Below are 26,128 nucleotides of genomic sequence, written 5' to 3'. Positions count from 1 at the left end.
AAGCGCCATCTGACCTGCCAATAAGCAGGCCAGATGGCGCTGATCCGTGACCCTAGCGGTCATCGACAGTCAATCCCGGATGGAATCGCGTCGGATGTCTTCTTCAATCAATTGCTGCAGCCGCGCTTCGGTCATGTCGGACTCCGAGTAGACAGTCAGCCCGTGCTGGCGCAGCAGCTCTGTCGCCGCACCGGCGCCGCGTATCTTCCGGCCCGAGAAACTGCCATCGTAGATGCGATGTACGCCACAGGACGGGCTGCCATCCTTGAGGATGGCCACCTCTGCGTGATACGCCTCGGCAATCCGCAGGATCTTCTTGGCGCCGAGCAGCAGGGAGGAAGTCAGGTCACGGCCCGTCGCGTCGACAGCCCGCGCCCTGCCCTCAAGGAGCTTGCGCCCCGTGCCGTACTGGATCTCCATCGGCGGGCGCGGCACGGGCAGCATCGCGAAGCACTCCGGGCAGACTGCGACAAAGCGCCCGCGCGCACTACAGGCCTGCAGCAGCGCGTCATCGTTGCTGCCGCCGTTGTACTTGACCTTGTGCCCTAAAAGGCATGCACTGACAAGGATCATCGAACTCCCTCCTCTATCCTCCAGTATATCGACACAGTGTCAGCCAAAGAGCCCGCCATGAACTGCCTGTGTCGCCTGGAACGGCACAATGCGCACGCCGAGATGGCGCGCGAGCGCCTCCATGCTCGTATCGGCGAGCTCGCGCCCCGCGCGAATGGGGATGGCCGCACAGGCCTTGGCATCCTCGAGGGCGTCGTGGTGGCGGAAGTGCAGGTTGAGATAGGCACCGACCGTGCCGAGCTTGTGGTTGGCCAAGTTTGGCCAGGCCCTGCGCGCAATCGCGACGGTATCGCAGTACGAGAACACCGGAGCCTGCAGACCGTGATGCGTAAGGCAGGCGCGCAGGACGCCCATGTCAAACTTCGCGTTGTGCGCGACGACGAGCTGCCCTGCAAGATGCGCCTCGAGTTCCGGCCAGATGCCGGCAAAATCGGCGGCATCTGCCGTATCGGCCTCTGACAGCCCGTGAATCTGCGTGTTGAAGTAGCTGTACCGGTTCGCCGGCGGCTGGATCAAGGTGTAGTATGAATCCACCATCACGCCCGCGCGGATGGTCACGACAGCCACACTGCAGGCAGAATCCCGCGCACCCGTGGCCGTCTCAAAGTCTATTGCCGTGAAGTCCATCATTTTCTCTTGCTCTTGAGGTATTCGTCGATGGCGGCAGCAGCCTTGCGGCCGGCACCCATCGCGAGGATGACCGTCGCTGCGCCCGTGACGATGTCGCCGCCGGCAAAGACGCCTTCCTTCGACGTCGCGCACGTCTCTTCGTCGGCCTCGATGTTGCCGCGCTTCGTCGTCTTGAGCCCAGGTGTCGTGTGTGCGATGATTGGGTTCGGTCCCGTGCCGATGGCAATGATAACCGTATCCATCTCCATGTCAAACTCCGAGCCCTCAATGGGGATCGGGCGGCGTCGGCCCGAAGCGTCAGGCTCACCGAGTTCCATGCGGATGCAGCGCAGGCCCTTGACCCAGCCGTTCTCATCGCCGAGCACTTCGACAGGGTTCGTCAGCAGCTGGAAGTCGATGCCCTCTTCCTTGGCGTGCTCAACTTCTTCCGCGCGCGCCGGGATCTCCGCCTCACTGCGGCGGTAGATGATGGAGACCTTCTCCGCGCCGAGGCGCAGCGCCGTGCGGGCAGCATCCATCGCGACATTGCCGCCGCCGACGACGGCAACATGGCGGCCGACCTGGATCGGCGTCGCGTATTCCGGGAACTTGTAGGCCTTCATGAGATTGCAGCGCGTGAGGAATTCATTGGCCGAGTAGACGCCGTTGAAGCTCTCGCCCGGAATGCCCTGGAAGCGCGGCAGGCCGGCGCCCGTGCCGATGAAGACGGCGTCAAAGCCCTCTTCCTGCATGAGCTCATCGACCGTGTAGAGGCGGCCGGCTACCGAGTCAAGCTCGATCTTGACGCCGAGCTTCTCGATGTTCTCGATCTCCTTCTTGACGACCGTGTCCTTCGGCAGGCGGAACTCAGGGATACCGTAGGACAGCACGCCGCCCGCCTTGTGCAGGGCCTCGAAAATCGTCACATCGTAGCCCTTCTTCGCAAGGTCGCCGGCGCACGAGAGGCCGGCCGGGCCGGCACCGATGACGGCGACTTTCTGCGCATCGTCCGCGCGCTCGACCGGCTTGACCTCCTTGTTCTGGGCAAGCTCGCGGTCAGCCACGAAGCGTTCGAGGCGGCCGATGGCGACGGACTCCCCGCGCTTCGCGAGGATGCAGTGCTTCTCGCACTGATTTTCCTGCGGGCAGACGCGGCCGCAGATGGCCGGCAGGGCATTCGACTCCTTGATCGTCGCGATGGCGCCGTCGAAGTCGCGCTCCTTGATCTTGCCGATGAAGGTCGGGATGTCAATGGAGACAGGACAGCCCTTGCGGCACTGTGGTACCTTGCAGTGCAGGCAGCGCTCTGCCTCGGCCACTGCAGTCTCCTCGTCGTAGCCGAGAGCGACTTCCTCAAAGTTATGGGCACGAACTTCCGGGTCCTGTACCGGCATCTTGTGTTTCTCGAGAATCAGTGCCATTATTTATCCCCTCCGAGTCCGATGTGGCAGATGTGATCTTTCTCTACGGCTTCCTTGTCGCGGTACATGCGCTGGCGGCTCATGAGTCCCTTGAAGTCGACGAGATGGCCGTCGAATTCCGGGCCGTCGACGCAGGCGAACTTCGTCTCCTCGCCGACTGTCACGCGGCAGCCGCCGCACATGCCCGTGCCGTCGACCATGATCGGATTGAGCGAGACGACCGTGTGGATGCCGAGGTCGCGCGTCGCATCAGCGACGCTCTTCATCATGATGACCGGGCCGATAGCCGTGATCTGCGCAATCTTCTCGCCGCGGTCGACGAGCGCCTGCACGGCGTTCGTGACGAACCCTTTGATGCCGTACGAGCCGTCATCTGTCGTCACGAGGACCTCGTCCGTCACGGCCTTCATCTCATCTTCCATGATCAGGATGTCCTTCGTCTTCGCGCCCATGATCGCGATGACCTTGTTGCCAGCTTCCTTCATCGCGCGCGCAATCGGGTACGTCGGCGCGACGCCGATGCCGCCGCCGACAACGACCATCGTGCCGTCGAGCTTGGCAATTTCCGACGGGCGGCCGAGCGGCCCGACGAAATCGAGGATGGTGTCACCCGCCTCGAGGGCGGCGAGCTCCATCGTCGAGGCGCCGATGGCCTGGAACACGATGAGGATCTTGCCCGTCTCGCGGTCATAATCCGCAATCGTCAAGGGGATGCGCTCACCTTCCTCATTGACGCGCAGGACGATGAACTGCCCTGCCTGTGCTTTCTTCGCCACGCGCGGTGCTTCGATGTCCATCGCATAGACATTCGGCGACCATTCCTCTTTTCTCAAGATCTTGAACATAACAACTCTCCTATCTATAAATCAGGCAAGAACGCCCGCGAGGTACGCCTCGAGGTTCGTCTTGATCGGCATCAGGTAGACATTGGCGTCCTCGCGCTCGACGAAGTCCATGACTTCTTTCGCAAAGCCGATGCTCCAGTCGAGTGTCGGCTCGAAGGCATGCGGGAAGACGACGTGATTCTTGCGCTCCCAGTAGCTCTGCGAGCGCGCGCTCATGACGGGCGAGATGCCCCAGTAGACCTCGAGGCCCTGCAGCATGTCGGCGTAGACCGAGAGATACCGCATGTCGAAGAACGGCTGTGTGAAGAAGCCAGCGGCACCTGCCTGCAGCTTGCGCTTGATGCGGTAGAGTTCCTGCGCCATGGAGCCGCGGTACTGATCGATGCCGGCGTAGACCTTGACCTCCGGCATCTCCTTGCGGAACTTCCAGATGACGTCGACGCTGTTCGTCGGGTAGACCTCATGCATCATGTCCTGCGGCGGGTCGCCCTCGATGACGAGGACCTCGCGGATATCGTGTGCGCGCAAATAGCCCTTCATCGCGAGCTCCTTGTCGAGGTCGATATCCATTGCGCGGATGTGCGGCATCGAAGCGGGGAAATACTCCTTGGCGACAGCGGCGCCCTGCCAGCTCCGTATCGGGAAGCGCAGGAGGTCGGGGATGTTGATGACATCGACCCTGTCCTGGAACTTGCCGAGCAAGGCGAGCTCCTGGCGCAAAGCGTCCTCGTCACGTGGAACGAGTTCTACTGAGATACGTTTCATATATGTCCTCCGAAGTGTATTTTTCAAAAAAAGCACCATATATCAATCATATTGTAAAGTCTTTGCCAGTATTTTGCAAGTATGCCGACACGCAAAAAGGCCGCCGCAAAGCGGCAGCCTTCAAAAACGGACAGATTGCACCTCAGAGGACGAGGCCTAGCCATTTCCAATACGTATTCGTCAAGAGCAGGATGGTCAGGTAAGCGAAAATCGTCAGCGGGATGCCCGTCTTGATGAAGTCCTTGACCTCAAACGTATCTGTGCTGTAGGCGATCATGTTCTGCGGCGCATTGACCGGCAGGATAAAGCCGAAGCAGATCGTGTACTGCAGGATCATGACCATGCCGACGACATTGAGCGTCATGTTCTCCGAGGCCCCCTGCAGGACAGAGATGCAGATCGGGATCATCGCGGACGACAGTGCCGTCGCGCTGGCAAAGCCGAGATGGATGAGGATGAGGAAGAGCGCGAGGATGGCGATGATGAACGTCGCCGTCGCATCGTAGAGGCCAAAGTACTCGACGATGACATGGGCGATCCACTCACCCGCCTTCGTCGAGAGGATGGCCGAGCCGAGGCTGATGCCGACACCGAAGAGCAGCAGCGTGCCCCAGTTGATGCGCTCCTGGACTTCCTTCCAGGTCATGATGCCGATGCCCGGCATCATCATCAAGGTGACAGCGACGATCGTCGTCGAGGAGGTGTCAAACGGGTGCACGATCTTCTCCGTCGCCCAGAAGAAGAGCAGGACGACGGAGATGAACATGAGCTTCTTCTCATCCGCCTTCATCGGGCCGAGCGCCGCGAGCTCCTGTGCGATCTTCTCCTTGCCGCCCGGCACTTCATCCATCTCCGGCGGCATGAGCTTCAGCAGGACGAAGTAGAGGATGACGCTCATGATGATGGCGAACGGTGCGGCAGCGATGAACCAGTCGAGCCAGCTGATTGTCGTGCCGAGCTGCTTCTCGATGAAGCCGAGCGCGACCATGTTCTGTGCGGCAGCCGTCTTGATGCCGACGTTCCAGATGCTGTCGGCCTGTGCGACGGCGATCAGCATGATGGCGGCGAACTTGCTCTTGCGCGGCACGCCGAAGACGGCGATGATGCCCATGACGATCGGCACCATGCACGAGACACGGGCCGTCGTGCTCGGCACGAAGAAGCTCAGGACGAAGCCGACGCAGATGACACCCGCCAGCACATGATGCGTCTTCGCGCCGATCTTCGAGAGCACGAAGAGCGCGATGCGCTTGTCGAGCCCCGTCTTCATCATCGCCGCTGCAATCAGCAGCGCCGCACCGACGAGCGCCAGCGCCGTGCTCGAAAAGCCGCTCAGGGCCATCTTGAGCGCACCAGACGTGCCGAGCATCTTCGACGGGTTGACCATATTAGGTGCAGTGCCGAGCAGGAAGGCCATGAGCGACATGATGATGCCCGCTGAGACCGGATAGGCGACAGCCTCCGTCATCCAGATGATGACGGAGAACACGAGGATGGCCAGCATGCGGTGGCCTGCCGTCGAGAGTTCCGGCGGTGTCGGTATCAATAGCAGCAGGATGAGCACGAGGAAGCCTACGGGCAGCCCCATGCGGCTCAGATTCTTTTTCATGATGATTCCTCCCTTTACAAGATGATGGCAGCATACAAGACCATATAAAAAGGCAGACCTCTGACAGGTCTGCCCTTGTCACGACGCGTGCGCCATTGCACTTATATCGCATATTCATATGTACTATACTGAATCTGTATGGATATCATACCGCAAGCTCGCACGCTTGTCAAGTTGTAAACATCATGCAAAAGAATAATCCTCATCACAGAAGAGAACCTTGTAACAGAAAAGCCACTGCATCGCGAAAATGCAGTGGCTCTTATCCATGACAGCAGCTGTGGCGTCATGATCCAATCATCAGAACAGGCCTGTGATCTTGCCGTTGACGTCGATGTCCATGTTCTCGGCAGCCGGATGCTTCGGCAGGCCCGGCATCGTCAGGATGTTGCCCGTCAGGGCGACGATGAAGCCGGCGCCGGCGCTCACGCGCAGCTCCTTGACCGTGATGCGGAAGCCAGTCGGACGGCCGATCTTCGTCGCATCGTCCGAGAGCGAGTACTGCGTCTTGGCCATGCAGACCGGCATCTTGTCGAAGCCGAGCTCCTCGATCTCCTTGAGCTGTTTCTTGGCAGCCGGCGTGAAGTCGACGCCATCGCCGCCGTAGATCTCCTTCGTGATCTTCTCGATCTTTTTAGGGATGCTCTCATTGACATCGTAGATGAAGTGGAAGTCGTTCGGTTTCTCTGTCGCCGCGATGACCTTGTCGGCAAGCTCCAGGCCGCCTTCACCGCCCTTGGCCCAGACCTCCGACAGCGCGACTTCGGCACCGAGTTCATTGCACTTCTTCTCGACGAAGTCGAGCTCTTCCTTCGTGTCCGTCGGGAAGGCATTGATGGCGACGACAGCCGGCAGGCCGAACTTCTGGATGTTCTCGATGTGCTTCGTCAGGTTGGCGATGCCCTTCTCGAGCGCTGCCATGTCGACCTTGCCGAGTTCCTTCTTATCGAGGCCGCCGTGCATCTTGAGCGCGCGGACCGTCGCGACGATGACGACGGCATCCGGTTTGAGCCCGGCGAAGCGGCACTTGATGTCGAGGAATTTCTCGGCACCGAGGTCCGCGCCGAAGCCTGCCTCCGTGACGACGTAATCGGCGAATTTCAGCGCGAACTTCGTCGCCATGACGCTGTTGCAGCCATGTGCGATATTCGCGAACGGGCCGCCGTGGATGAAGGCTGGCGTGCCCTCGAGCGTCTGCACGAGGTTCGGCTTGATGGCATCCTTGAAGAGCAGCGTCAGAGCGCCTGTCACATTGAGCTCTTTGGCGCGGATGGCGCGGCCTTCGCGGCTGTAGCCGATGACAATCTCGCCGAGGCGCTGCTTCATGTCCTCGAGGTCCTTCGCGAGGCAGAGGATGGCCATCATCTCCGAGGCGACCGTGATGTCGAAGCCCGTCTCGCGCGGCGTGCCGTGAGCCTTGCCGCCGAGGCCGATGACGACGTGGCGCAGCGCGCGGTCATTGAGGTCGAGCACGCGCTTCCAGGTGATGCGGCGCACATCGATGTCGAGGGCATTGCCCTGCTGGATGTGGTTGTCGATGACAGCGGCGAGCAGGTTGTGGGCCGTCGTGATGGCATGGAAGTCCCCCGTGAAATGCAGGTTGATGTCCTCCATCGGCACGACCTGTGCATACCCGCCGCCGGCAGCGCCGCCTTTAAGGCCGAAGCACGGGCCGAGTGACGGCTCGCGCAGCGCAACGGCGACCTTCCGGCCCTGGCGGTGGAAGGCGTCCGCAAGGCCGACACTCGTCGTCGTCTTGCCCTCGCCTGCCGGCGTCGGGTTGATGGCCGTCACGAGGATGAGCTTGCCATTCGGCTGCTCCTTGACGCGCTCCCAGGCAGAGAGCGCGACTTTTGCCTTGTACTTGCCGTAAAGTTCCAGTTCATCATCGGAAATGCCAAGCTTTTCCGCAATCTCCTGGATGGGGCGCATCTCGGCTTCCTGTGCAATCTCAACATCGGTTTTCATTTCTGTACCTCCTGCATTCTCTGAGAAACACTTTCTATATTCATGTTATGCCTGAAGCTGCATCTCTGCGGCGCGGACAACATTTTCCATGAGCATGGCGACGGTCAAGAGTCCGACGCCGCCCGGCACCGGCGTGATGGCGCCGGCGACTTCCTTGACGGATTCGAAGTCGACGTCGCCGACGAGCTTCTTCGGCGCGATGCGGTTGATGCCGACATCGATGACTGTCGCGCCCGGCTTGACCATGTCAGCCGTGACGAACTTCGGGCGGCCGACGGCTGCGACGAGAATATCGGCCTCGCGCGTGATGGTCGGCAGGTCCTTCGTGTGACTGTGGCAGATCGTGACAGTCGCATTCTTGCCGAGCAGCAGATGGAGCATCGGCTTGCCGACGATGTTGCTGCGGCCGATGATGACGGCGCGCTGACCGTCAATCGGGATGCCGGCGAGCTCGAGCATGCGCAGGCAACCGAACGGCGTGCAGGGCACGAGTCCCGGCTCTCCCGTCACAAGGCGGCCGACGTTGACGGGATGGAAGCCGTCGACGTCCTTCTCCGGGCGGATGCGCTCGAGGATCTCCGACTCGTGCGCGGCAATCTGCTCGGGCAGCGGCAGCTGCACGAGGATGCCGTGGATTTTCGCGTCCGCATTGAGCGCATCGATCTTGGCGATGAGCTCGTCTTTTGTCGTCGTCTCGGGCATCTCAATGACTTCCGAGTAGATGCCGAGCGCCTCGCACGACTTGTGCTTGTTGCGCACGTAGACCTGCGAGGCAGGATTCGAGCCGACGATGATGACGGCAAGGCCCGGCCGCACGCCGTACTTCTTCTGCAGAGCGGCCGCCTTCTTCTGCGCGTCCTCGCGGAACGCCTGGGCAAAGACCTTGCCCTCCAAAATACGAGCTGTCATAGAATCACCTTTCCTATCTCTCTATCTCTGAAAAAACAACGTCAAGACTATCGGTCAGATATAGAAACTCATCCAGGTACAGGCAAAGATGGCCACCGAGACGATGCCATTGCGCATGAAGTACCGCTGCGTCACGCGGGAAAAATCAGTTGGGCTCACGATGCGATGCTGGTAACAGAGCGTCGCAGCGGCGATGAATACACCAACGAAGTAGAGCGCCGAGAGGTGCATCATAAAGCCGACCGCCGCGAAGCAGGCGATGCAGATGATATGCGCGGCGACGGCGATGCGGAAGGCCCCGGCTGCGCCGTAGCTGACGGCCAGCGAGTGGAGCCCCTGGCTGCGGTCGAATTCCTCATCCTGCGCGCCGTACATCGCATCAAACGCCCCGATCCAGAGCGCGACGGCCAGACAGAGCACGATGAGCGGCGCCGTGATGGTGCCGCTGACGCCGACCCAGCCGCCCGCCGGCGCCATGGCGATGGCGAGGCCAAGGAACATGTGGACCCAGCCCGTCACGCGCTTCATGAACGGGTAGATGATGAACGGGATGGCCGCCACGGGCAGCAGGTAGATGCAGATCGGCTGCAGCTGCAGGACTGAGAGCACCATGAGCACAAGGCAGATGACGATGAAGACGAGCGCCTCGCGCTTCGAGATGCGTCCTGCAACCATCGCGCGGTAGGCCATGCGCGGCTGCTGCTTGTCGTACTTGAGGTCGGCGAGGTTGTCGATGGCCATCGCCGCGGCGCGGCCCGTCGTGATGGCCATCGCGATCCAGAAGAGGTCGATGAGGCGCGGATGGCCGCCCGCAGCGAGCACCGCCCCCATGAAGGCGAACGGCAGGTCGAAGATCGTGTGGTGCAGGGCGACGTTGTTGATGTGTGCTTTGATGGAAATCACTCGAGTCCAAGCTCCTTCCACTTCACATCGACCTTCGCCTTGATGTCCTCAGACATCGCGATCTCATCCGGCCATTCGCGGCTGTGCCCCTCTTCCGGCCAGGTCTTCGTCGCATCGACGCCGAGCTTCGCGCCCCACTTCGCCATCGGCGAGGAGTGGTCGAGCACGTCGAGAGGGCCCTCGACGATCTCGAGATCATGCTTCGCGTCGATGTTGTTGAAGACGCGCCAGGCCACTTCGCTGATGTCCTGGACGTCGACATGTGCGTCGACGACGATGATCATCTTGACGTTCATCATCTGACCCATGCCCCAGAGCGCATGCATGACCTTGCGCGCCTGCATCGGGTACGACTTCTTGATGGAGACGATACAGCAGTCGTGGAAGACGCCCTCGAGCGGCATGTTGATGTCGACGATCTCCGGCTGCATCTGCTGCAGGAGCGGCAGGAAGATGCGCTCCGTCGCCTTGGCGAGGAAGCAGTCCTCCATCGGCGGCTTGCCGACGACGGTTGCCGAGTAGATGGCATTCTTGCGGTGCGTGATGGCCGTGACGTGGAAGACTGGGTAGTCGTCGGCGAGGGAGTAGTAGCCCGTGTGGTCGCCGAACGGGCCCTCGCGGCGCATCTCATCCGTGCGGACATAGCCCTCGAGGATGATCTCTGCCGTGGCCGGCACCTCGATGTCGACCGTCTTGCACTTGACCATCTCGACCGACTTGTGGCGCAGGAAGCCCGCGAAGACCATCTCATCGATGTCGCGCGGCAGCGGTGCTGTCGCCGCGTACGTCACGACAGGGTCTGTGCCGATGGCGACAGCCGCCTCGATGCGCGCGCCGCCCTGCGCCTTCATGTCGCGGAAGTTCTCCGCGCCGTTCTTATGGATGTGCCAGTGCATGCCCGTCGTCTTGCTGTCGTACTTCTGTAAGCGATACATGCCGACGTTGCGCTTGCCCGTCTTCGGGTTCTTGGTGAAGACGAGCGGCAAGGTGACGAACGGGCCGCCGTCATCCGGCCAGCACTTGAGGATGGGGATCTCGTCGAGATTCGGGTTCTCCGTCTCGACGACTTCCTGGCACGGCGCATGCTTGACGTACTTCGGGAAGTTGATGGCCCGCTTGATCATCGGGATCATCGTGACGACGCTCATCTTGTTCTGCAACGAGACGTACGGCAGCTTCATCATCTCGCGGAGCTCATCCGCGACATCGTCGAGCTTCTCGACGCCAAGGGCCATGGCCATGCGCTCGTAGCTGCCGAAGGCGTTCATGAGCACCGGCATCTTCGAGCCCTTGACGTTCTCGAAGAGCAGGGCGACATTCTTCTCGCCCTTCATCTTGGACACGCGGTCCGTGATCTCCGTGATCTCGAGCTCCGGGTCAACCTCTGTCTTGATGCGCTTCAAGAGGCCCCTGCTCTCGAGGTCCTCGATGAATTCGCGCAGATCTTTATAAGCCAAATTTATTCCTCCCTTTCTTCCCTGTCACTTCAGCCCCAGCCTATCTCCGCAGGATGAACCGCACGATGAAGTAGCCGACCTCGTAGAGGACAATCATCGGCAGCGCAATCATCGACTGCGTGAAGACATCCGGCGTCGGCGTGATGATGGCGCCGGCGACGAAGGACAGGAAGATGACGATGCGCTGATACTTCTTGAGCATAGCCGAAGTCAGTATGCCCATCTTGCCGAGGATCGTTATGACGAGCGGCAGCTCGAACACGAAGCCGAACGGCAGGACGAACGTGATGACGAAATCAAAATACTTGTTGACGGAAAAGAGCGCCTCGAGCTCCGCATTGCCGAAGCCCATGAAGAAGCGGATGCCCGCCGGCAAGACCAGGAAGAACGAGAAGGCCAGTCCCGAGAAGAACAGGACGACCGACGTCGGCACGACGATGCCGAGCACCATGCGCTCCTTGGCCGTCAGGGCCGGCAGGAAGAACCGCCATACCTGGTAAAAGACGATGGGCAGTGCCATGAGGAAGCCGGCGACGACAGCCACCTTGAGGTACGTGAAGAACGCCTCAGACGGCTGCATGTAGTAGAGCTTGCCCGCAGGCAGCGTCAGATAATGCATGATCTCCTCGATGAAGTAATATCCAACGCAGCTGCCCAGGCCGACAGCGATGAGACATTTGATGAGCCGGCTGCGCAGTTCCGTCAGATGTGCGATGAGCGACATCGTACCGTCATCGTCCGACTGCACTTCCTGCACCGTCTCTGCCGCTTCGCTCGTCTGCTGCGGCGCTTCTATTTCTTCATATTGTCTTTCTTCTGCCATTTCTGCCATGGGTACCTCTTATCCTGCTCACTTCTGCTCATCTTTCTTGACAGGCGTCTCTTTCGTCTCCGCCGTCACATTGATCATCTTGTCGTCTTTCTTCCCATCCTCGTCATTGCTGGCCGACTTGAACTCGCGGATGCTCTTGCCGAGCGCCTTGCCGACATCCGGCAGTTTTCCCGGGCCAAAGATGACAAGGCCGATGATCAAGATGAGTACGAGTTCCGGTACACCTAATCCAAACATGATATTTCCTCCCCAAATACGAAAGACTGATGAGCCTGCACACGGCTCCACACTATGCTTCTATTATACATGCTGCCCGAGCGGCTGGCCAGTCTGTTTCCCAATAGACACTATAGGCTTGGCTTATGCTTCCATAACCTTGAAATAAAAACGGGCGCAAAAAGTTGCGCCCTGCTTCAGACTGATTGTTTCTCTTTGCCCGCGGCTTCCTTCTTCGCCTGCGTCTCAGCGATCTGCTGGCGCACGCTCTCCTGTGTCGGTGCCTCATAGGCAGGCGCTTTCGGTGCGGCCTGCTGCGGCGCTTCTGCCTGTGCCTTCGCTGCTTCTACAGCAGGCGCCTGTGCTGCGCTCTGCTGTGCCTGTGCCTGCGGTGTGGGCTGCGGCTGTGGCTTTGGCTGAGCCTGCGGCGGGGGTTCCGGTGCGTTCATCGCCTGCGTCAGCGCATTCGATGCCTTGCGGAATTCACGGATGCCCTTGCCGAGCGTACGCCCCATCTCCGGCAGCTTGCCGGGGCCAAAGACGATGAGCCCGATGATCAGGATGAGCACGAGCTCCGGTACACCAATTCCAAACATATTGTCCCTCCATTTACCGTTTCACGATAGCACGATATCCATGCGGTCAAAAATCGCGGTCGCCGATAAAGTCGGCTACCATCTCATACGCTTCGCGGATGGCGTCGGGCAGTCCTTCCGGCAATGCTGCCTTGGCGCGCGCGAGGTACTCGTCCGCCTTCGCCTTGGCGAAGTCCACGCCGTCCGTCGCCTTGACTATCTCTAATGCGCGCTCGACCATCTCGTCCGTCATCTCCATGTCCGTGACGATGCGCTCGAGTTCCTCGGCATCGGGGCTCGTCTCGAGTGCCCGGATGACGGGCAGGGTCACGATCCCCTGGCGGATGTCATTGCCGGCCGGCTTGCCGATTGTCTCAGCCGTCTGCTCGATGTCGAGGAGGTCATCCGTGATCTGGAAGGCCATGCCGATGCAGTGGCCATACTCCGCGAGCTTCTTCATCTCCTCGCGGTCCATGCCGCCGACCATGGCGCCGAGCTCACAGCAGATCTCGAGGAAATCGGCCGTCTTTTTCTGGATGCGCTCGTAGTAGTCGGCCACGCCGCGCGAAGCCTGGTAAACAGCGTGGTCCTGGATGATCTCGCCGACACTGAGGTTGCAGACGAGATCGGCCAGGCGCTTCGAGACGTACGGATCATAGCCCTCCTCTGCAATCAGCGTGAAAGCTCTCGCGAAGATGTAGTCGCCCGAGAGGATGGCCACCTGATTGTTCCAGCGCGCATTGGCCGTCGCCGCACCGCGGCGCGTATCCGCCTCATCGATGACATCGTCATGGACCAGCGATGCCGTGTGGATGAGCTCAAGCGCCTCTGCCAGCGGCAGGACATGCGGCAGGTCAAAGGCTCTGCCGCCGCGAGCCGACAGCAGGCAGAGCGCCGGACGGATGCGCTTCCCGCCCGACGTCACGATGTGCATGCCGACTTCCGTCACCAGGTCATTCGTGGAAGTCACGGCCTCCTGCAGGCCCTGCTCCAGTACTTCAAGATCGCCCTTTATGACATCAAACATCTGGTTTGACAAATTCATCACCTACAAAATCTTACTCTTATTTATGACGCATAACACATTCTATAATTTTACTACAGAATCGCGGATTTGTCATGAAAAAACTCACAAGAAAAGCCTTCCCTGAAAATCTGAGAAGGCTTCTCCTGTACGGCCTGGCCGCCTAGCGCCGACGATATGGGGAATGATGGCGGTATGCCTTTGGTCTTCCCAGTATCTCGGCCATGACGAGGGCCTGCTGCACCTGATCCGGCGTGAATTGCGGCAGGATGGCAGCGCGGCGTGCAGTCTTCTTCTTTGCAAGGCCTGCCTGCTGCGCGTAGACGGCCTCTTCCTCGGCGCGGATGGCAGCTTCTTCTGCGCGGCGCTGCGCTTCGTACGCTGCGGCGCGCGCCTTGTCGGCCATCTCCTCGCGGTAGGCTTCGAGCATGTCCTGCATCTTCGTGCCGGGCTCACGATAGATGCCGCCTTCGTCCGTCATGCCCTGCGGCAGCGGGGCCCCCTTGATATCAGGAATCTCGAAGGGTACGTTCTTTTCCCCGCGCTCCGCCTTTCCCCATGGTTCCGGCATGGGGGGCGGCAGCGTGCGGTCCACATCGCGCGGCGGGAACGGCGGCATTTTCTTGGGCGGCTTCTTCTTGCCGAGCTTATCGCTGAGAATCGCCATGATGGCGAACAAGACGATGACCCATATGGATGAATCCATCCTGATCTCCCCTCTCTCAATCCTTCTGGCCGCGCATCTTCACGCGGCTCGCCGCACTCATTTCACTGGCTGCGTCGGACGCATCTTGTCGTCGGCTCCTGCCGTGCTGATGGCATTTCGCATGTCGGTGTCCGCCTGCACGTTGTTGAGGTTGTAGTAGTCCATGACGCCGAGGCGGCCTTCGCGCAGTGCCTCTGCCATGGCATGCGGGACATCGGCCTGCGCCTCGACGACCTTTGCCTCCATCTCCTGCGTGTAGGCCTTCATCTCCTGTTCCTTGGCCACGGCCATCGCGCGGCGCTCCTCTGCCTTGGCCTGCGCGATGCGCTTATCGGCCTCGGCCTGATCGGTCTGGAGCTCAGCGCCAATGTTGCGGCCGACGTCGACGTCGGCGATATCGATGGAGAGGATCTCGAAGGCCGTGCCGGCATCGAGTCCCTTGCCGAGCACCGTCTTGCTGATGTCGTCCGGGTTGGCGAGCACGTCGTTGTGGCTCTCCGACGAGCCGACTGTCGTGACGATGCCCTCGCCGACACGCGCGATGATGGTCGGCTCGCCGGCACCGCCGACGAGGCGGTCGATATTGGCTCGCACAGTGACGCGCGCCTTGATCTTGAGCTCGATGCCGTTGCGCGCGACGGCCGAGACGACCGGCGTCTCGATGACCTTCGGGTTGACGCTCATCTGCACGGCTTCCAGCACGTCGCGGCCGGCGAGATCGATGGCAGCCGAGCGCTCGAACGGCAGCGGGATCTGGGCGCGGTGCGCCGCAATCAACGCATCGACGACCTTGTCGACATTGCCGCCAGCGAGGTAATGCGCCTCGAGCTGATTGACCTGCACATTGAGCCCCGCCTTATTGGCCTTGATGAGCGGCAGGATGATCTTGGCCGGCGGCACGCGGCGCATGCGCATGCCGACGAGCGTGATGATGCTGACGTGGACGTCGGCGGCGAGCGCCGAGATCCAGAGCCCGAGCGGCACAAAGTGCAGGAACACCATGATAGCCGCTACGATGAGCACGAGAATGAACGCGGATGTGATCAGTGTTGCCATAAGAACGCCTCCAGTATTGTATCGATCTTGTTATTTCGCTGCTTCCTTCGGGAGCTTTTCCACGCGGCGCACGACGACGCGGCTGCCCTGGACCGAGATGACCCGGACGAGCTCGCCCTTGGCGATGAAAGCTCCCTCCGAGACGACGTCGACGGGATGGCCCTCGAGAAGCGCCGAGCCAGAGGGGCGCAGTTCCGTCAGGACAGGCCCCTGCTCGCCGACGAGCCCCGCTTCCTCCACCGCGCTGACGTAGCCGCGCTTGGCCGTCGACTGGTCCTTGAGCACGAAACGCTTCCAGAGACGGCTCGAGGGCAGCTGGTTGACGATCAGCGCAAAGACGCCGACAGCGGCCACCAACGCAAAGATCAGCACGGCCACTGCGGCGAGATTACCGCCGAGCGCCATCACGAGGCTGTAGAGCATGGCCGCCACGCCAACGCCGGCCAGGAGTCCGACAGTCGGCAGCAGCATCTCGACGACGATGCAGAGAATGCCGCCTAAGAACAGCCCGATCTGGAAGAGATCTGCCGCCCCCTTGACATACTGGCTGCCCCAGAAAACGATGGCCGCGACGAGTCCGAACATGATGCCTGCACCCGTGCCGCCCGTCTTGACCTCGACGAGTATCGCCAGGAACATGATGGCCAGCAGCAGGACCTGCAGGACCGGCATGGTGATGCTATCCATAAAGAATCCTCCCTTCTATGATGAAGATGATGATCGTGGTGATGCAATCGTGTTCTCTTTTTATGATTCGACGCGCCTTGCCAAAAACCTTTTCCATGCGCAGATTGCCTTATTTTCGCATCGAAAAAGGCTGCCACTCATGTGGCAGCCCCTCTCTTCTGCAAATCAGCCCTGCAGCATGCTGCGGACAATCGTGTTGACCATCTTGCCGTCGGCGCGTCCCTTGACCTTCGGCATCAGCATGCCCATGACCTTGCCCATGTCCTTCGGCGACGAAGCGCCCGTCTTCTCGACGGCTTCCTTGACAAGAACGCGGATCTCATCCTCGGAAAGCTGTGCCGGCAGATACGGCATGAGCACGTCGATCTCGGCCTGCGTCTTCGCGACGAGGTCCTCGCGGCCGCCCTTCTTGAACTCCTCGATGGAGTCCTTGCGCATTTTGACTTCCTTGCTGATGACGCCGATGACGTCCTCATCGCTGAGCTCTTTGTGGCCGCCATCGATCTCGGCCTGACGAATGGCACCGCGCACGAAGCGGATGACCGACAGGCGGTCCTTATCGTGGCTCTTCATGGCTTCTTTCATATCAGCTGTAAGCTGTTCCTTGATCGACATGATTGATCTTCCTCTCTTCTCATATAAAAAGGCACCCGCGAATCTCTCAACTCGCAGGCGCCTGGCGCAAATGACGGATTAACCTCTGTACTTGCGTTTACGAGCTGCCTCAGACTTCTTCTTGCGGCGAACGCTCGGTTTCTCGTAATGTTCACGTTTTCTCACTTCAGCAAGCGTGCCAGCCTTCTGGGACATACGCTTGAAGCGGCGGAGAGCACTATCGATCGATTCGTTTTTACCAACTTTGATTTCGTTTGCCATCTATTTTCCCCCCCTCCACTTAACATGGGAGTTTGTGTCGTTAGAATTACACCACACCATTATACAGCAGGGCGCAAGTCACTGTCAACACTCTCCAAAAGTTTTAGGACCTGCGCAGAGGGTCAGCCTGGGGGCCATTGCATGGAGCGGCCGCCAAGGAGGTGGAAATGCAGATGCTTTACGGTCTGACCGCCTTCCTCGCCCGTGTTCGCCACGACGCGGAAGCCCTTCTCGGCAATGCCGAGCTCCTGGGCAAGCTGCGGGATGACATCGACGAGGATGTGAGAGACGAGAGCCTTGTCCTCTTCCTCGAGTGCCAGCAGGCTCTCGACGTGCTTCTTCGGAATCACGAGAACGTGCTGCGGTGCCTGCGGCTCCAGGTCACGGAACGCCACGACCGTGTCATCTTCATAGACCAGTTTGGAAGGGATCTCCTTCTGTGCAATCTTGCAAAAGATACAATCTGCCATCTTCATTCACCTCCTTTTGCCACGAACGGCATCAATGGCACGAAACGGGCGCTTAACGCCCATCTATAACAATAATATTCGCCGCCATGAGCGGAAAACCTTCTTCCCGACGGAAAAAAGCAAAAATATTTACCAGCGACTCAGCGCACGCAGTGCGCCCAGACGCCATCGCGCCAGAGCTTGTCAATCTTCACGGTGTAGATCTCGCCGCAATCGACGGTATCGTCGGTGTAGACGCGAATGTAGTTGTCCGTCAGGCCATCCGTGATGCCGTCTTTTTCCGTCTCGAACAGCACGCGCATCTCGCGGCCGATGAAGCTCTTGTGGAATTCCTCTGACTTGCGGTCGGCGAGCGCCTGCATGCGGTGCACGCGCTCCTTCTTGACGGCCTCCTCTACCTGGTCGCGGCGCGCGGCGGCAGGTGTGCCCGTGCGGCGCGAATACGGGAAGACGTGCATGCGGGCGAAGTTCATCTTCTCGACGAAGTCGAGCCCTTGCTGGAAGTCCTCCTCTGTCTCGCCAGGGAAGCCGACGATGATGTCCGTCGAGATGGCGACGCCCGGCACCTCCTGCTCGACGTGCTCGATGAGGCGCGCGAACTCCGCCGTGTCATAATGGCGGTTCATGTCCTTGAGCACCTTGTCGGAGCCGGCCTGCAGCGGCAGGTGGAGGTGCGCGCAGAAACGCTCATCCTCGCGGATCAGTGCGAAGAGCTCCGGCGAGAGCTCGATGGACTCGAGCGAGCCGAGGCGCAGGCGCTTGAGCCCCGGCACGGAGAGCACCTCGCGGCAGGCATCGGCCAGCGTGATGCTGCCAGAAAGATCACGGCCGTAGGCGCCGAGGTGGATGCCCGTCAGCACGATCTCCTTGAACCCCATGGCGACGAGCTTCTCCGCCTCGCGGCGCACGTGCTCCGGCTGGCGCGACTTGACAGGGCCGCGCGCGTACGGGATGATGCAGTACGCGCAGAAATTCTGACAGCCGTCCTCGATCTTGAGGAAGGCGCGCGTGCGCTCCGGGCTGTCGTAGAGCGGGATGTCCTCGAACGTCTTTGCCTGCATAATGTCCGTGATCGTGCCCTGGATGCCGTTCTCATGCATGGCCTTCTCGACGTAGTCAACGATGTGGGCGCGCTCCTTCGTGCCGAGCACGACGCGCACGCCCTCGATGGCCCGGATCTCATCTGGTGCGACCTGTGCGTAGCAGCCGCAGACGGCCACGATGGCCTGCGGGTTCTCGCGGTGTGCGCGGCGGATGATCTGGCGGCTCTTGCGGTCGCCAAGGCTCGTGACCGAGCACGTGTTAATGACGTAGACGTCAGCACATGCGTCAAACGGCACGACTTCATAGCCGCGCTGCTTGAAGAGGCCTTCCATCGTCTCTGTCTCGAACTGATTGACCTTACAGCCAAGTGTGGTCAAAGCAACTTTCAACTTCCTAAATCTCCTTTTTCAAACTGTACAATGCTGAGGCCCGCAATGGCCGCCGTCTCGGCGCGCAGGATGCGCGGCCCGAGCGTGACGCTCTGCCCGCCGGCCTTGATGACAGCCTCTGCCTCTTCGAGCGTGAAGCCGCCCTCAGGGCCGATGAGCAGCAGGTAGCGCTCCGACGTCGTGCGCTGCAGGCACTCCCGCACCGATACATTCTGCTCGTTCTCGTAGCAGAACAGGAACTCCGAATCCATGTCGTCCTCATACCAAGCATGGCAGAGGAATTTCTGGAGCGGCTCGATGGGCCGCACCTCGACGAGCGCGGTGCGCCCGCACTGCTTGGCCGCCTCGTCGGCAATCTTCTGCCAGCGCTGCTGGCGCTGGGCGGCCTTCTTGCTGTCGTAGCGCACGACGCAGTTGTGGCTTGCGACTGGCACGATGCAGTTAACGCCGAGCTCGACAGCCTTCTGCACGACGAAGTCCATCTTGTCGGCCTTCAGGAGGCAGACGGCCAGGACGAGCCGGATAGGTGACTCTGTATCCGCATCGAGGCGCTCCACGAGCTTCATCGTCACCGTGTCGGACGTAAAAGCGGTCATCTCCATGCGCGCGACCTGGTTCTCATCGTCGACGACGATGACTTCCTGGCCAGGCTTCGCGCGCATGACGTGCATGAGATGGTGTGCATCCGCGCCGCCGATCTCGATGGTGTCCGCGAGGATGCCCTTGTAGAAAAGTCGTCTCACTGTGCATCCCCCCGGCTGATGACCATCGCAGCCCAGCCGCTCTCCTCGATGACCTTGTCGATGGCAAAGCCGTGCGAAAGAGCCGCTTCCGTCACATCGGCCACGCGCTCATCGATGATGCCCGAGGCCAGCAGATGGCCGCCCTCGGCCAGATGCGCATCGAGTTCGTCGAAGAGGCGGATGACGATGTCCGCGATGATGTTGGCGATGATGAGATCCGCCTTGCCGGTAAAAGCCTGCAGGAGATCAGAGACGCCAGTCGTCACGCGGTCCTCGACGTGGTTGCGCTCCACATTCTCCTGCGCGACGTGGGCCGCCGTGCGGTCGTAATCCATCGCGATGACCTCGCCGGCTCCGAGCTTGGCAGCAGTCACAGCCAGCACGCCGGAGCCCGTGCCGACATCGAAGACGCGCATGCCGCCTTTGACGGCCGACTCTAGCTCGCGGATGCACATGGCCGTCGTCGGATGCGTGCCCGTGCCGAAGGCCGCGCCGGGGTCGAGGTCGATGACGATGTCGTCGGGGCTCGCCTCGTAATCCTCCCAGGCCGGCTTGATGACGATGAGGCCGCCGACTTTCTCCGTGTGGAAGTAGGCCTTCCAGTTGTCGGCCCAGTCCTCATCCTGGACCGTATGCCATTCGATCGGGCACGATTCCGCGTCGAAGCCGTCGACTTTCGCGAGGTCCCGGACGCGCTGCTCGAACGTGCGCAGGCGGTCGTCAAGCTCTTCGTCAACAGGCAGATACGCCTTAATCGTCACGATATTCGTCTGCTCAGCCTTCGGCAGATTGGAGTAGTCGAAAAGTCCACTGTCGATATAACTGTTGAATTCCTCTGGATCTTCAATGACTACGCCGGATGCACCGACGTCGTGGAAAATCTCCGCGATGAGTTCCGTCTCCTCATGTGATGTCCGGATACTGACTTCAGCCCATTTCAAAGCGCATCGTCCTTTCTTGTTCTAGGTCTTTCCATTATAGGGGATATGTCTGTAAAAAACAAGGTTATCCGTCACTCGGTGCGGACGGCATTGCCGATGCGCTCGCAGAGCTTCTCGATGTAGCGGCCGGCATAGCGGCTGAGCTTGATGTGCGCATGTGTCAGGTAGCCGATCTCCATGAAGTCGTCGACGAGCAGCGGCCGCGCGATGATCTCCTCGCCGTTGAGCTCTTCGTTGATGATGCCGCTCGAGATGGTATAGCCGTCGAGGCCGATGAGCAGGTTGAAGAGTGTCGCGCGGTCCGTGACGACGATGTCCTTGCGCACGGGCAGCGTACTCTGGATCTCCTCGGCGTAGTAGAAGGCGTTGTGCGCCCCCTGCTCGTACGAGAGGCGCGGGTAGTCCGCGAGGTCCTCTAAGCGGACAGCCTCCTTTTCCGCAAGCGGATTCCTCTTGCTGATGAAGACATGCGGCTGCGCGCGGTAGAGCGGCGTGAAGCGCAGGCCGTGGTCGAGGATGGCCCGGCGGACGATTGTCTCATTGGCCGGATTGAGGTAGAGCACACCGACCTCACTGCGCAGCGCGCCGACATCCTCGAGTATCTTGTAGGTCTCCGTCTCGCGCATGTGGAATTCGTATTCTCTCCCCCTGTACTCGCGCAAAAGGTCGACAAACGCTTCGACGGCGAACGAGTAATGCTGTGACGAGACGCAGAAGAGCTGCTTCTTCTTGCGCTTCTTGCCGTAGCGCTCGCGGATCATCGCCTCCTGCTCGAGCATCTGGCGCGCGTAGGCAAGGAATTCCTCGCCCTTGACCGTCAGCGTGATGCCTTTGTTTGTGCGCCGGAAAATCGTGATACCGAGTTCCTCCTCCAGGGCGTGTATGGCCGCTGTCAGGCTCGGCTGCGTGATGAAGAGGCGCTGTGCCGCTTCCGTGATGGAGCCAGACGAAGCCGCCTCGACGACGTAGCGCAGTTGATTGAGTGTCATGCCCATCCCCCTTTTCTCTTACCATCATACCACGCATGCCACAGCAGACGCAATCTTGCCATAGAGTGAATCTATGGCAAAGCGCCCGTTTTAAGTATTTTCCATCGCGCGCCTTTTGCGGTAAAGTAGAGCCATCAACCGATTCGGTCCACAAGAACAGAAGAGAACAAACAAGTTATCCGAGAGTCATCTCGTCAATCTATCAGGAGGCAATCATATGAGCAAGCATCTTTCCACACCATTCCGCTTCGATTACGTCGGCAGTTTCCTGCGCCCCGCAGCGCTCAAAGAAGCGCGCCAGGAGTTCTCTGAGCACGCCATCTCGAAAGAGGCGCTCAAAGACATCGAAGACACGTGCATCCGCGAGCTCGTCGCCAAGCAGAAGGCGGCCGGCTACCACGTCATCACGGACGGCGAGTTCCGTCGCGCGACCTGGCACCTCGACTTCATGTGGGGCTTCCAGGGTATCGCTCATCAGAAGACCGACAAGGGCGTCTGCTTCCACGGCGAGCCGGCTCTCATCGATGACACTTGGCTGACAGGCCCGCTCTCTGCCGAGAACCATCCGTTTGTCGAGCATTTCCGTTTTGTACAGGCGCTCACAGACGAGAACACAGTCGCCAAGCAGACCATCCCGGCACCGGCTCAGTTCTTCCAGCAGATGATCCTGCCCGACAACATCGAGCGCACGCGCAAGGTCTACGCGACAGATGAAGCGCTCATCGAGGCGATTGCTGCAGGCTACCGCACCGTCATCCGTGACCTCTATGCGGCCGGCTGCCGCAACCTGCAGTTCGACGACTGCACCTGGGGCGTACTCGCCGCCGGTGGCAAGAAGGGCGGCAAATTCGCCTACGTCGAAGGCTCTGACCTCAAGAAGCTCGCCGAGCAGTTCGTGACGGTCAACAACCTGGCTATCGAAGGAAGCCCCGACGACCTCGTCATCAACACGCATGTCTGCCGCGGCAACTACCACTCCGTCTACTTCGCCAGCGGCGCCTATGACCCGGTTGCCGACCCGCTCTTCACGCGCGAGAACGTCAATGCCTACTACCTCGAGTTCGATGACGAGCGCTCCGGCGGATTCGAATGCCTCAAGGAAGTCACCCCTGGCAAGAAAGTAGTGCTCGGCCTCATCACAACGAAGCGCCCGGAGCTCGAAGACAAGGCTGCCATCATCGCGCGCATCCACGAGGCGGCCAAGTACGTGCCGCTCGAGGATCTCTGCCTGAGCCCGCAGTGTGGCTTTGCCTCCTGCGAGATTGGCAACAAGCTCACCGAGGAAGAGCAGTGGGCCAAGCTCGCCCTTGTCAAAGAGATTGCCGAAGAAGTCTGGGCATGACCGAGAAATAAAAAATACGGCTTTGCGATGTATTTCGCAAAGCCGTATTTTTATTTCTTGAAGAAGCGCTTGAGGTCGTCGAGGAAGCTCTTCTGCTCCGGATTGACCTTGTCGCCGCTGATCTCGCCGAACTCGCGCAGGAGCTCTTTCTGGCGCCCCGAGAGGTTCTGCGGCGTCAGTACCTTGATGTGGACGAGCTCGTCGCCGCGGCCCGAACCGCGCAGGAACGGGATGCCGCGTCCCTTGATGCGCAGGACCTTGCCCGACTGGATGCCAGCCGGGATCTTGAGGTCGACGGGACCGTCGAGCGTCGGCACCTGTACCGAGCCACCGAGAGCGGCCTGCACGAAGGTGATCGGCACTTCGACGATGACGTCGTTGCCCTGACGCGTGTAAAGCTTGTGCGGCTTGACAAAGATGTAGACGTAGAGGTCGCCGTAGCCGCCGCCATTGCGGCCCGCCTCGCCGGCCCCCGACAGGCGGACGCGCGAACCCTGGTCGACGCCCTTCGGGATATTGACCGTGACCTTCGACGTCTCGCGCTTGCGGCCCGTGCCGTGGCAGTCCTTGCACGGCGTCTTGACGACCTTGCCCGTGCCGTGGCAGTGTGGGCACGTCTGCGTGCTCATCATGCGGCCGAAGGCCGTGTTGCGCACGACCTGCTGCTGGCCCGTGCCGTGGCAGTGTGGGCACGTCTCCGGGCTCGTCCCCGCCGCGGCACCAGAGCCGTGGCACGTCGGGCACTCGACCGTGCGCGGCACCTCGAGCTCCACCTTCTTGCCGAAAGCAGCGTCTTCGAAGCTGATGGAGAGATCGTAGCGCAGGTCATTGCCGCGCTCCGGGCCTGGCTGACGCGCATGGCGGGCACCGGCACCGCCGAAGAACATGTCGAAGATGTCGTTGAAGCCGCCTTCGCCACCGCCGCCGAAGCCGCCGAAATCACTAAAGCCGCCGAAGCCGCCGGCTCCAGCGCCACTGAAGCCGCCCGTGCCGTCAAAGGCACCGGCGCCAAACTGGTCGTACTGCGCGCGTTTCTTCGGGTCCTTCAGGACATCGTAGGCTTCATTGATCTCCTTGAACTTCTCCTCTGCCTCTTTCGGGTTGTCCGGATTGAGGTCTGGATGATACTTGCGGGCCAGCTTCTTATAGGCACGCTTGATCTCCTTTTCATCCGCGCTCTTGTCAACGCCCAGCACTTCATAATAATCGCGTTTTTCGCTCACGTTGCACCATCCTTACAGAAAAATTGGGAGTCCAGAGGGAACCGCGTCAAGCGTCCCCCATAACTCCCAACCTTTAAACAATCATCTGCTTATTTCTTGTCGTCTTTGACTTCCGTGTAGTCCGCATCGACGACATCATCGTCATCTTTCTTCTGCTGCTGAGCGCCCTGAGCGTTCTCGGCACCAGCCTGCGCACCCTGCTGTGCACCAGCAGCCTGTGCCTGCTGATAAGCAGCAGCGCTGAGTTCATAGAGAGGCTTCTGCAGCTCTTCCGTTGCCTTCTTGATGGCTTCCGTATCGTTGCTCTTGATGGCCTCTTTGACCTTCTCGCAGGCAGCCTTGACTTCCGATACCTTGCCGGCATCTGCCTTGTCGCCGAGCTCCTTGATCGTCTTCTCTGCCTGATAGACGAGGTTGTCGGCGTTGTTCTTGGCGTCGATGGCTTCCTTCTGCTTCTTGTCCTCTGCCTCATGAGCCTTGGCTTCGTTGACCATGCGGTCGATGTCTTCCTTGCTCATGCCGCTGTCCGACTGGATCGTGATCTTCTGCTCCTTGCCCGTGCCGAGGTCCTTAGCGGAGACGTGCACGATGCCGTTCGCATCGATATCGAAGGAAACTTCAATCTTAGGTACTCCGCGCGGAGCTGGCGGGATATCCGTGAGTTCGAAGCGGCCGAGCGTCTTGTTGCCGACAGCCATCTCACGCTCGCCCTGCAGGACGTGGATATCGACAGACGGCTGATTGTCCGCAGCCGTCGAGAAGATCTGGCTCTTGTGCGTCGGGATCGTCGTGTTGCGCTCGATGATCTTCGTGCAGACACCGCCGAGCGTCTCGATACCGAGAGAAAGCGGCGTGACATCGAGGAGAAGGACGTCCTTGACTTCACCGACGAGGACACCGCCCTGGATGGCAGCACCGACGGATACGCACTCATCCGGGTTGACGCCCTTCGACGGCTCTTTGTGCAGGATATTGCGGATGGCATCCTGGACAGCCGGGATACGGGAAGAACCACCGACGAGGATGATCTTGTCGATATCGTCAGCCGTGAGGTCTGCATCGGCCATGGCCTTGCGCGTCGGGCCCATCGTGCGCTCGACGAGGTCGCTCGTGAGCTCATTGAACTTTGCACGCGTTAGCGTGAGGTCGAGGTGCTTCGGGCCCGAAGCATCGGCCGTGATGAACGGCAGGTTGATGTTCGTCTGCGTCATGCTCGAGAGCTCGATCTTTGCCTTCTCGGCAGCTTCCTTGAGGCGCTGAGCAGCCATCTTGTCCTGCGAGAGGTCGATGCCGTTCTCCTGCTTGAACTCGCCGACCATCCAGTCGATGATCTTCTGGTCGAAGTCATCGCCGCCGAGGTGCGTATCGCCGTTCGTGGCCTGTACTTCAAACGTGCCCTCCGAGAGCTCGAGGATCGAGACATCGAACGTACCGCCGCCGAGGTCGAATACGAGAATCGTCTCATCCTTGTCCTTGTCGAGGCCATAGGCAAGAGCTGCAGCCGTCGGCTCGTTGACGATGCGCAGGACATCGAGGCCTGCAATCTTGCCGGCGTCCTTCGTCGCCTGGCGCTGGCTGTCGTTGAAGTAAGCCGGGACCGTGATGACGGCCTGCGTGACCGTCTCACCGAGGTATGCCTCTGCATCGCCCTTGAGCTTCTGCAGGATCATGGCCGAGATCTCCTGCGGCGTGTAATCCTTGCCGTCGATCGTGACCTTGTAGTTCGGGTCGCCCATGTGGCGCTTGATGGACGAGATCGTGCGGTCCGGGTTCGACACAGCCTGGCGTTTTGCCAGCTGGCCGACGAGGCGCTGGCCATCTTTCGTGAAACCGACAACAGACGGCGTGATGCGGCTGCCTTCCGGATTCGTGATGACGGTCGGCTCGCCGCCTTCCATAACGGATACGACGGAGTTCGTCGTACCTAAGTCGATACCAATTACTTTAGACATGGTA

General features: G+C 60.4%; 27 protein-coding genes. 1 reads left to right on the top strand and 26 read right to left on the bottom strand.

Annotated features, from left to right (window positions below; all coding sequences use genetic code 11):
* Window positions 1-69: 69 nt before the first annotated feature.
* The 24 genes from B2X55_RS02770 to B2X55_RS02655 form a co-directional block, all read right to left on the bottom strand.
* Entirely contained in the window at window positions 70-573 is a 504-nt protein-coding gene (locus tag B2X55_RS02770) for a DUF523 domain-containing protein (RefSeq protein ID WP_286820785.1), read from the bottom strand.
* Window positions 574-612: 39 nt separating this feature from the next.
* Window positions 613-1,203, bottom strand: coding sequence for a 3'-5' exonuclease (locus B2X55_RS02765; protein ID WP_286820784.1), 591 nt, complete (start codon window positions 1,201-1,203; stop codon window positions 613-615).
* Complete coding sequence (gene gltA / locus B2X55_RS02760) at window positions 1,200-2,603, bottom strand: NADPH-dependent glutamate synthase (RefSeq protein ID WP_055159956.1); 1,404 nt, start codon at window positions 2,601-2,603, stop codon at window positions 1,200-1,202. Before gltA ends, B2X55_RS02765 begins: the two co-directional genes overlap by 4 nt.
* The gene (locus B2X55_RS02755; protein ID WP_055159954.1) at window positions 2,603-3,448 is read right to left on the bottom strand and encodes a sulfide/dihydroorotate dehydrogenase-like FAD/NAD-binding protein; all 846 of its coding nucleotides are present in this window, start codon (window positions 3,446-3,448) and stop codon (window positions 2,603-2,605) included. Before B2X55_RS02755 ends, gltA begins: the two co-directional genes overlap by 1 nt.
* A gap of 21 nt (window positions 3,449-3,469) precedes the next feature.
* Window positions 3,470-4,213: a methylenetetrahydrofolate reductase gene (locus tag B2X55_RS02750; protein ID WP_286820781.1), complete on the bottom strand. Its 744-nt coding sequence runs from the start codon at window positions 4,211-4,213 to the stop codon at window positions 3,470-3,472.
* A gap of 142 nt (window positions 4,214-4,355) precedes the next feature.
* Window positions 4,356-5,822, bottom strand: coding sequence for a DASS family sodium-coupled anion symporter (locus B2X55_RS02745; protein WP_051652123.1), 1,467 nt, complete (start codon window positions 5,820-5,822; stop codon window positions 4,356-4,358).
* Between the two features lie 300 nt (window positions 5,823-6,122).
* Window positions 6,123-7,790, bottom strand: a complete 1,668-nt coding sequence (locus B2X55_RS02740; RefSeq protein WP_286820780.1) for a formate--tetrahydrofolate ligase — start codon at window positions 7,788-7,790, stop codon at window positions 6,123-6,125.
* Between the two features lie 45 nt (window positions 7,791-7,835).
* Entirely contained in the window at window positions 7,836-8,699 is an 864-nt protein-coding gene (folD, locus tag B2X55_RS02735; protein ID WP_286820778.1) for a bifunctional methylenetetrahydrofolate dehydrogenase/methenyltetrahydrofolate cyclohydrolase FolD, read from the bottom strand.
* A 54-nt stretch (window positions 8,700-8,753) separates the two neighbouring features.
* Complete coding sequence (locus B2X55_RS02730) at window positions 8,754-9,602, bottom strand: 4-hydroxybenzoate octaprenyltransferase (protein ID WP_270527805.1); 849 nt, start codon at window positions 9,600-9,602, stop codon at window positions 8,754-8,756.
* Entirely contained in the window at window positions 9,599-11,059 is a 1,461-nt protein-coding gene (locus tag B2X55_RS02725) for a menaquinone biosynthesis decarboxylase (RefSeq protein ID WP_286820777.1), read from the bottom strand. Before B2X55_RS02725 ends, B2X55_RS02730 begins: the two co-directional genes overlap by 4 nt.
* A gap of 40 nt (window positions 11,060-11,099) precedes the next feature.
* Window positions 11,100-11,891: a twin-arginine translocase subunit TatC gene (tatC, locus tag B2X55_RS02720; RefSeq protein ID WP_036373935.1), complete on the bottom strand. Its 792-nt coding sequence runs from the start codon at window positions 11,889-11,891 to the stop codon at window positions 11,100-11,102.
* Between the two features lie 18 nt (window positions 11,892-11,909).
* Window positions 11,910-12,128 (bottom strand): twin-arginine translocase TatA/TatE family subunit, encoded by a 219-nt coding sequence (locus B2X55_RS02715; RefSeq protein WP_036373937.1) that lies wholly within the window; start codon window positions 12,126-12,128, stop codon window positions 11,910-11,912.
* 176 nt (window positions 12,129-12,304) lie between these two features.
* Window positions 12,305-12,703, bottom strand: coding sequence for a twin-arginine translocase TatA/TatE family subunit (gene tatA / locus B2X55_RS02710; RefSeq protein WP_286820776.1), 399 nt, complete (start codon window positions 12,701-12,703; stop codon window positions 12,305-12,307).
* 46 nt (window positions 12,704-12,749) lie between these two features.
* A complete protein-coding gene (locus B2X55_RS02705; RefSeq protein ID WP_036373941.1) occupies window positions 12,750-13,709 on the bottom strand; it encodes a polyprenyl synthetase family protein in 960 nt (319 codons plus the stop codon).
* Between the two features lie 160 nt (window positions 13,710-13,869).
* Window positions 13,870-14,412 carry a hypothetical protein gene (locus B2X55_RS02700; RefSeq protein WP_286820775.1) on the bottom strand — a complete coding sequence of 181 codons (543 nt, stop codon included), beginning with the start codon at window positions 14,410-14,412 and terminating at the stop codon, window positions 13,870-13,872.
* A 57-nt stretch (window positions 14,413-14,469) separates the two neighbouring features.
* The gene (gene floA, locus B2X55_RS02695) at window positions 14,470-15,468 is read right to left on the bottom strand and encodes a flotillin-like protein FloA (protein WP_226866892.1); all 999 of its coding nucleotides are present in this window, start codon (window positions 15,466-15,468) and stop codon (window positions 14,470-14,472) included.
* Window positions 15,469-15,498: 30 nt separating this feature from the next.
* On the bottom strand, window positions 15,499-16,155 hold the full coding sequence (locus tag B2X55_RS02690; RefSeq protein ID WP_286820774.1) for an NfeD family protein: 657 nt from the start codon (window positions 16,153-16,155) through the stop codon (window positions 15,499-15,501).
* A gap of 165 nt (window positions 16,156-16,320) precedes the next feature.
* Window positions 16,321-16,770 (bottom strand): GatB/YqeY domain-containing protein, encoded by a 450-nt coding sequence (locus B2X55_RS02685; protein ID WP_286820773.1) that lies wholly within the window; start codon window positions 16,768-16,770, stop codon window positions 16,321-16,323.
* 78 nt (window positions 16,771-16,848) lie between these two features.
* Complete coding sequence (rpsU, locus tag B2X55_RS02680; RefSeq protein ID WP_005841552.1) at window positions 16,849-17,031, bottom strand: 30S ribosomal protein S21; 183 nt, start codon at window positions 17,029-17,031, stop codon at window positions 16,849-16,851.
* A gap of 122 nt (window positions 17,032-17,153) precedes the next feature.
* Window positions 17,154-17,501: a histidine triad nucleotide-binding protein gene (locus B2X55_RS02675; RefSeq protein ID WP_278823362.1), complete on the bottom strand. Its 348-nt coding sequence runs from the start codon at window positions 17,499-17,501 to the stop codon at window positions 17,154-17,156.
* A gap of 140 nt (window positions 17,502-17,641) precedes the next feature.
* A complete protein-coding gene (mtaB, locus tag B2X55_RS02670; RefSeq protein ID WP_286820768.1) occupies window positions 17,642-18,934 on the bottom strand; it encodes a tRNA (N(6)-L-threonylcarbamoyladenosine(37)-C(2))-methylthiotransferase MtaB in 1,293 nt (430 codons plus the stop codon).
* Complete coding sequence (locus tag B2X55_RS02665; RefSeq protein ID WP_036373986.1) at window positions 18,931-19,677, bottom strand: 16S rRNA (uracil(1498)-N(3))-methyltransferase; 747 nt, start codon at window positions 19,675-19,677, stop codon at window positions 18,931-18,933. The genes mtaB and B2X55_RS02665 overlap by 4 nt, the downstream gene beginning before the upstream one ends.
* Window positions 19,674-20,618, bottom strand: coding sequence for a 50S ribosomal protein L11 methyltransferase (prmA, locus tag B2X55_RS02660; RefSeq protein ID WP_286820767.1), 945 nt, complete (start codon window positions 20,616-20,618; stop codon window positions 19,674-19,676). The genes B2X55_RS02665 and prmA overlap by 4 nt, the downstream gene beginning before the upstream one ends.
* A 71-nt stretch (window positions 20,619-20,689) precedes the next feature.
* Window positions 20,690-21,607, bottom strand: coding sequence for a LysR family transcriptional regulator (locus B2X55_RS02655; RefSeq protein ID WP_055160284.1), 918 nt, complete (start codon window positions 21,605-21,607; stop codon window positions 20,690-20,692).
* Between the two features lie 217 nt (window positions 21,608-21,824).
* On the opposite strand from B2X55_RS02655, the gene B2X55_RS02650 reads away from it, so the two are divergent.
* Complete coding sequence (locus B2X55_RS02650; protein WP_286820765.1) at window positions 21,825-22,949, top strand: 5-methyltetrahydropteroyltriglutamate--homocysteine S-methyltransferase; 1,125 nt, start codon at window positions 21,825-21,827, stop codon at window positions 22,947-22,949.
* A gap of 50 nt (window positions 22,950-22,999) precedes the next feature.
* On the opposite strand, the gene dnaJ is transcribed toward B2X55_RS02650, so the two are convergent.
* Together dnaJ and dnaK are read right to left on the bottom strand one after the other, a co-directional pair.
* Entirely contained in the window at window positions 23,000-24,172 is a 1,173-nt protein-coding gene (gene dnaJ, locus B2X55_RS02645) for a molecular chaperone DnaJ (protein ID WP_055159896.1), read from the bottom strand.
* An 89-nt stretch (window positions 24,173-24,261) separates the two neighbouring features.
* A complete protein-coding gene (gene dnaK, locus B2X55_RS02640) occupies window positions 24,262-26,124 on the bottom strand; it encodes a molecular chaperone DnaK (protein ID WP_286820764.1) in 1,863 nt (620 codons plus the stop codon).
* Window positions 26,125-26,128: the final 4 nt, after the last annotated feature.

Origin of the sequence: Mitsuokella sp. UBA4253, from assembly GCF_002395285.1 — a bacterium.
GTDB classification, from domain to species: Bacteria; Bacillota; Negativicutes; order Selenomonadales; family Selenomonadaceae; genus Mitsuokella; species Mitsuokella jalaludinii.
The sequence above is the reverse complement of the archived record's forward strand: the minus strand, read 5'-3'. Positions and strand labels throughout refer to the sequence as shown.

Coding starts and splice junctions, on each gene's coding strand:
- B2X55_RS02770 (WP_286820785.1), bottom strand. CDS start 573: ATGATCCTTGTCAGTGCATGCCTTTTAGGGCACAAGGTCAAGTACAAC.
- B2X55_RS02765 (WP_286820784.1), bottom strand. CDS start 1,203: ATGATGGACTTCACGGCAATAGACTTTGAGACGGCCACGGGTGCGCGG.
- gltA (WP_055159956.1), bottom strand. CDS start 2,603: ATGGCACTGATTCTCGAGAAACACAAGATGCCGGTACAGGACCCGGAA.
- B2X55_RS02755 (WP_055159954.1), bottom strand. CDS start 3,448: ATGTTCAAGATCTTGAGAAAAGAGGAATGGTCGCCGAATGTCTATGCG.
- B2X55_RS02750 (WP_286820781.1), bottom strand. CDS start 4,213: ATGAAACGTATCTCAGTAGAACTCGTTCCACGTGACGAGGACGCTTTG.
- B2X55_RS02745 (WP_051652123.1), bottom strand. CDS start 5,822: ATGAAAAAGAATCTGAGCCGCATGGGGCTGCCCGTAGGCTTCCTCGTG.
- B2X55_RS02740 (WP_286820780.1), bottom strand. CDS start 7,790: ATGAAAACCGATGTTGAGATTGCACAGGAAGCCGAGATGCGCCCCATC.
- folD (WP_286820778.1), bottom strand. CDS start 8,699: ATGACAGCTCGTATTTTGGAGGGCAAGGTCTTTGCCCAGGCGTTCCGC.
- tatC (WP_036373935.1), bottom strand. CDS start 11,891: ATGGCAGAAATGGCAGAAGAAAGACAATATGAAGAAATAGAAGCGCCG.
- B2X55_RS02715 (WP_036373937.1), bottom strand. CDS start 12,128: ATGTTTGGATTAGGTGTACCGGAACTCGTACTCATCTTGATCATCGGC.
- tatA (WP_286820776.1), bottom strand. CDS start 12,703: ATGTTTGGAATTGGTGTACCGGAGCTCGTGCTCATCCTGATCATCGGG.
- B2X55_RS02705 (WP_036373941.1), bottom strand. CDS start 13,709: ATGTTTGATGTCATAAAGGGCGATCTTGAAGTACTGGAGCAGGGCCTG.
- B2X55_RS02700 (WP_286820775.1), bottom strand. CDS start 14,412: ATGGATTCATCCATATGGGTCATCGTCTTGTTCGCCATCATGGCGATT.
- floA (WP_226866892.1), bottom strand. CDS start 15,468: ATGGCAACACTGATCACATCCGCGTTCATTCTCGTGCTCATCGTAGCG.
- B2X55_RS02690 (WP_286820774.1), bottom strand. CDS start 16,155: ATGGATAGCATCACCATGCCGGTCCTGCAGGTCCTGCTGCTGGCCATC.
- B2X55_RS02685 (WP_286820773.1), bottom strand. CDS start 16,770: ATGTCGATCAAGGAACAGCTTACAGCTGATATGAAAGAAGCCATGAAG.
- rpsU (WP_005841552.1), bottom strand. CDS start 17,031: ATGGCAAACGAAATCAAAGTTGGTAAAAACGAATCGATCGATAGTGCT.
- B2X55_RS02675 (WP_278823362.1), bottom strand. CDS start 17,501: ATGGCAGATTGTATCTTTTGCAAGATTGCACAGAAGGAGATCCCTTCC.
- B2X55_RS02655 (WP_055160284.1), bottom strand. CDS start 21,607: ATGACACTCAATCAACTGCGCTACGTCGTCGAGGCGGCTTCGTCTGGC.
- B2X55_RS02650 (WP_286820765.1), top strand. CDS start 21,825: ATGAGCAAGCATCTTTCCACACCATTCCGCTTCGATTACGTCGGCAGT.
- dnaK (WP_286820764.1), bottom strand. CDS start 26,124: ATGTCTAAAGTAATTGGTATCGACTTAGGTACGACGAACTCCGTCGTA.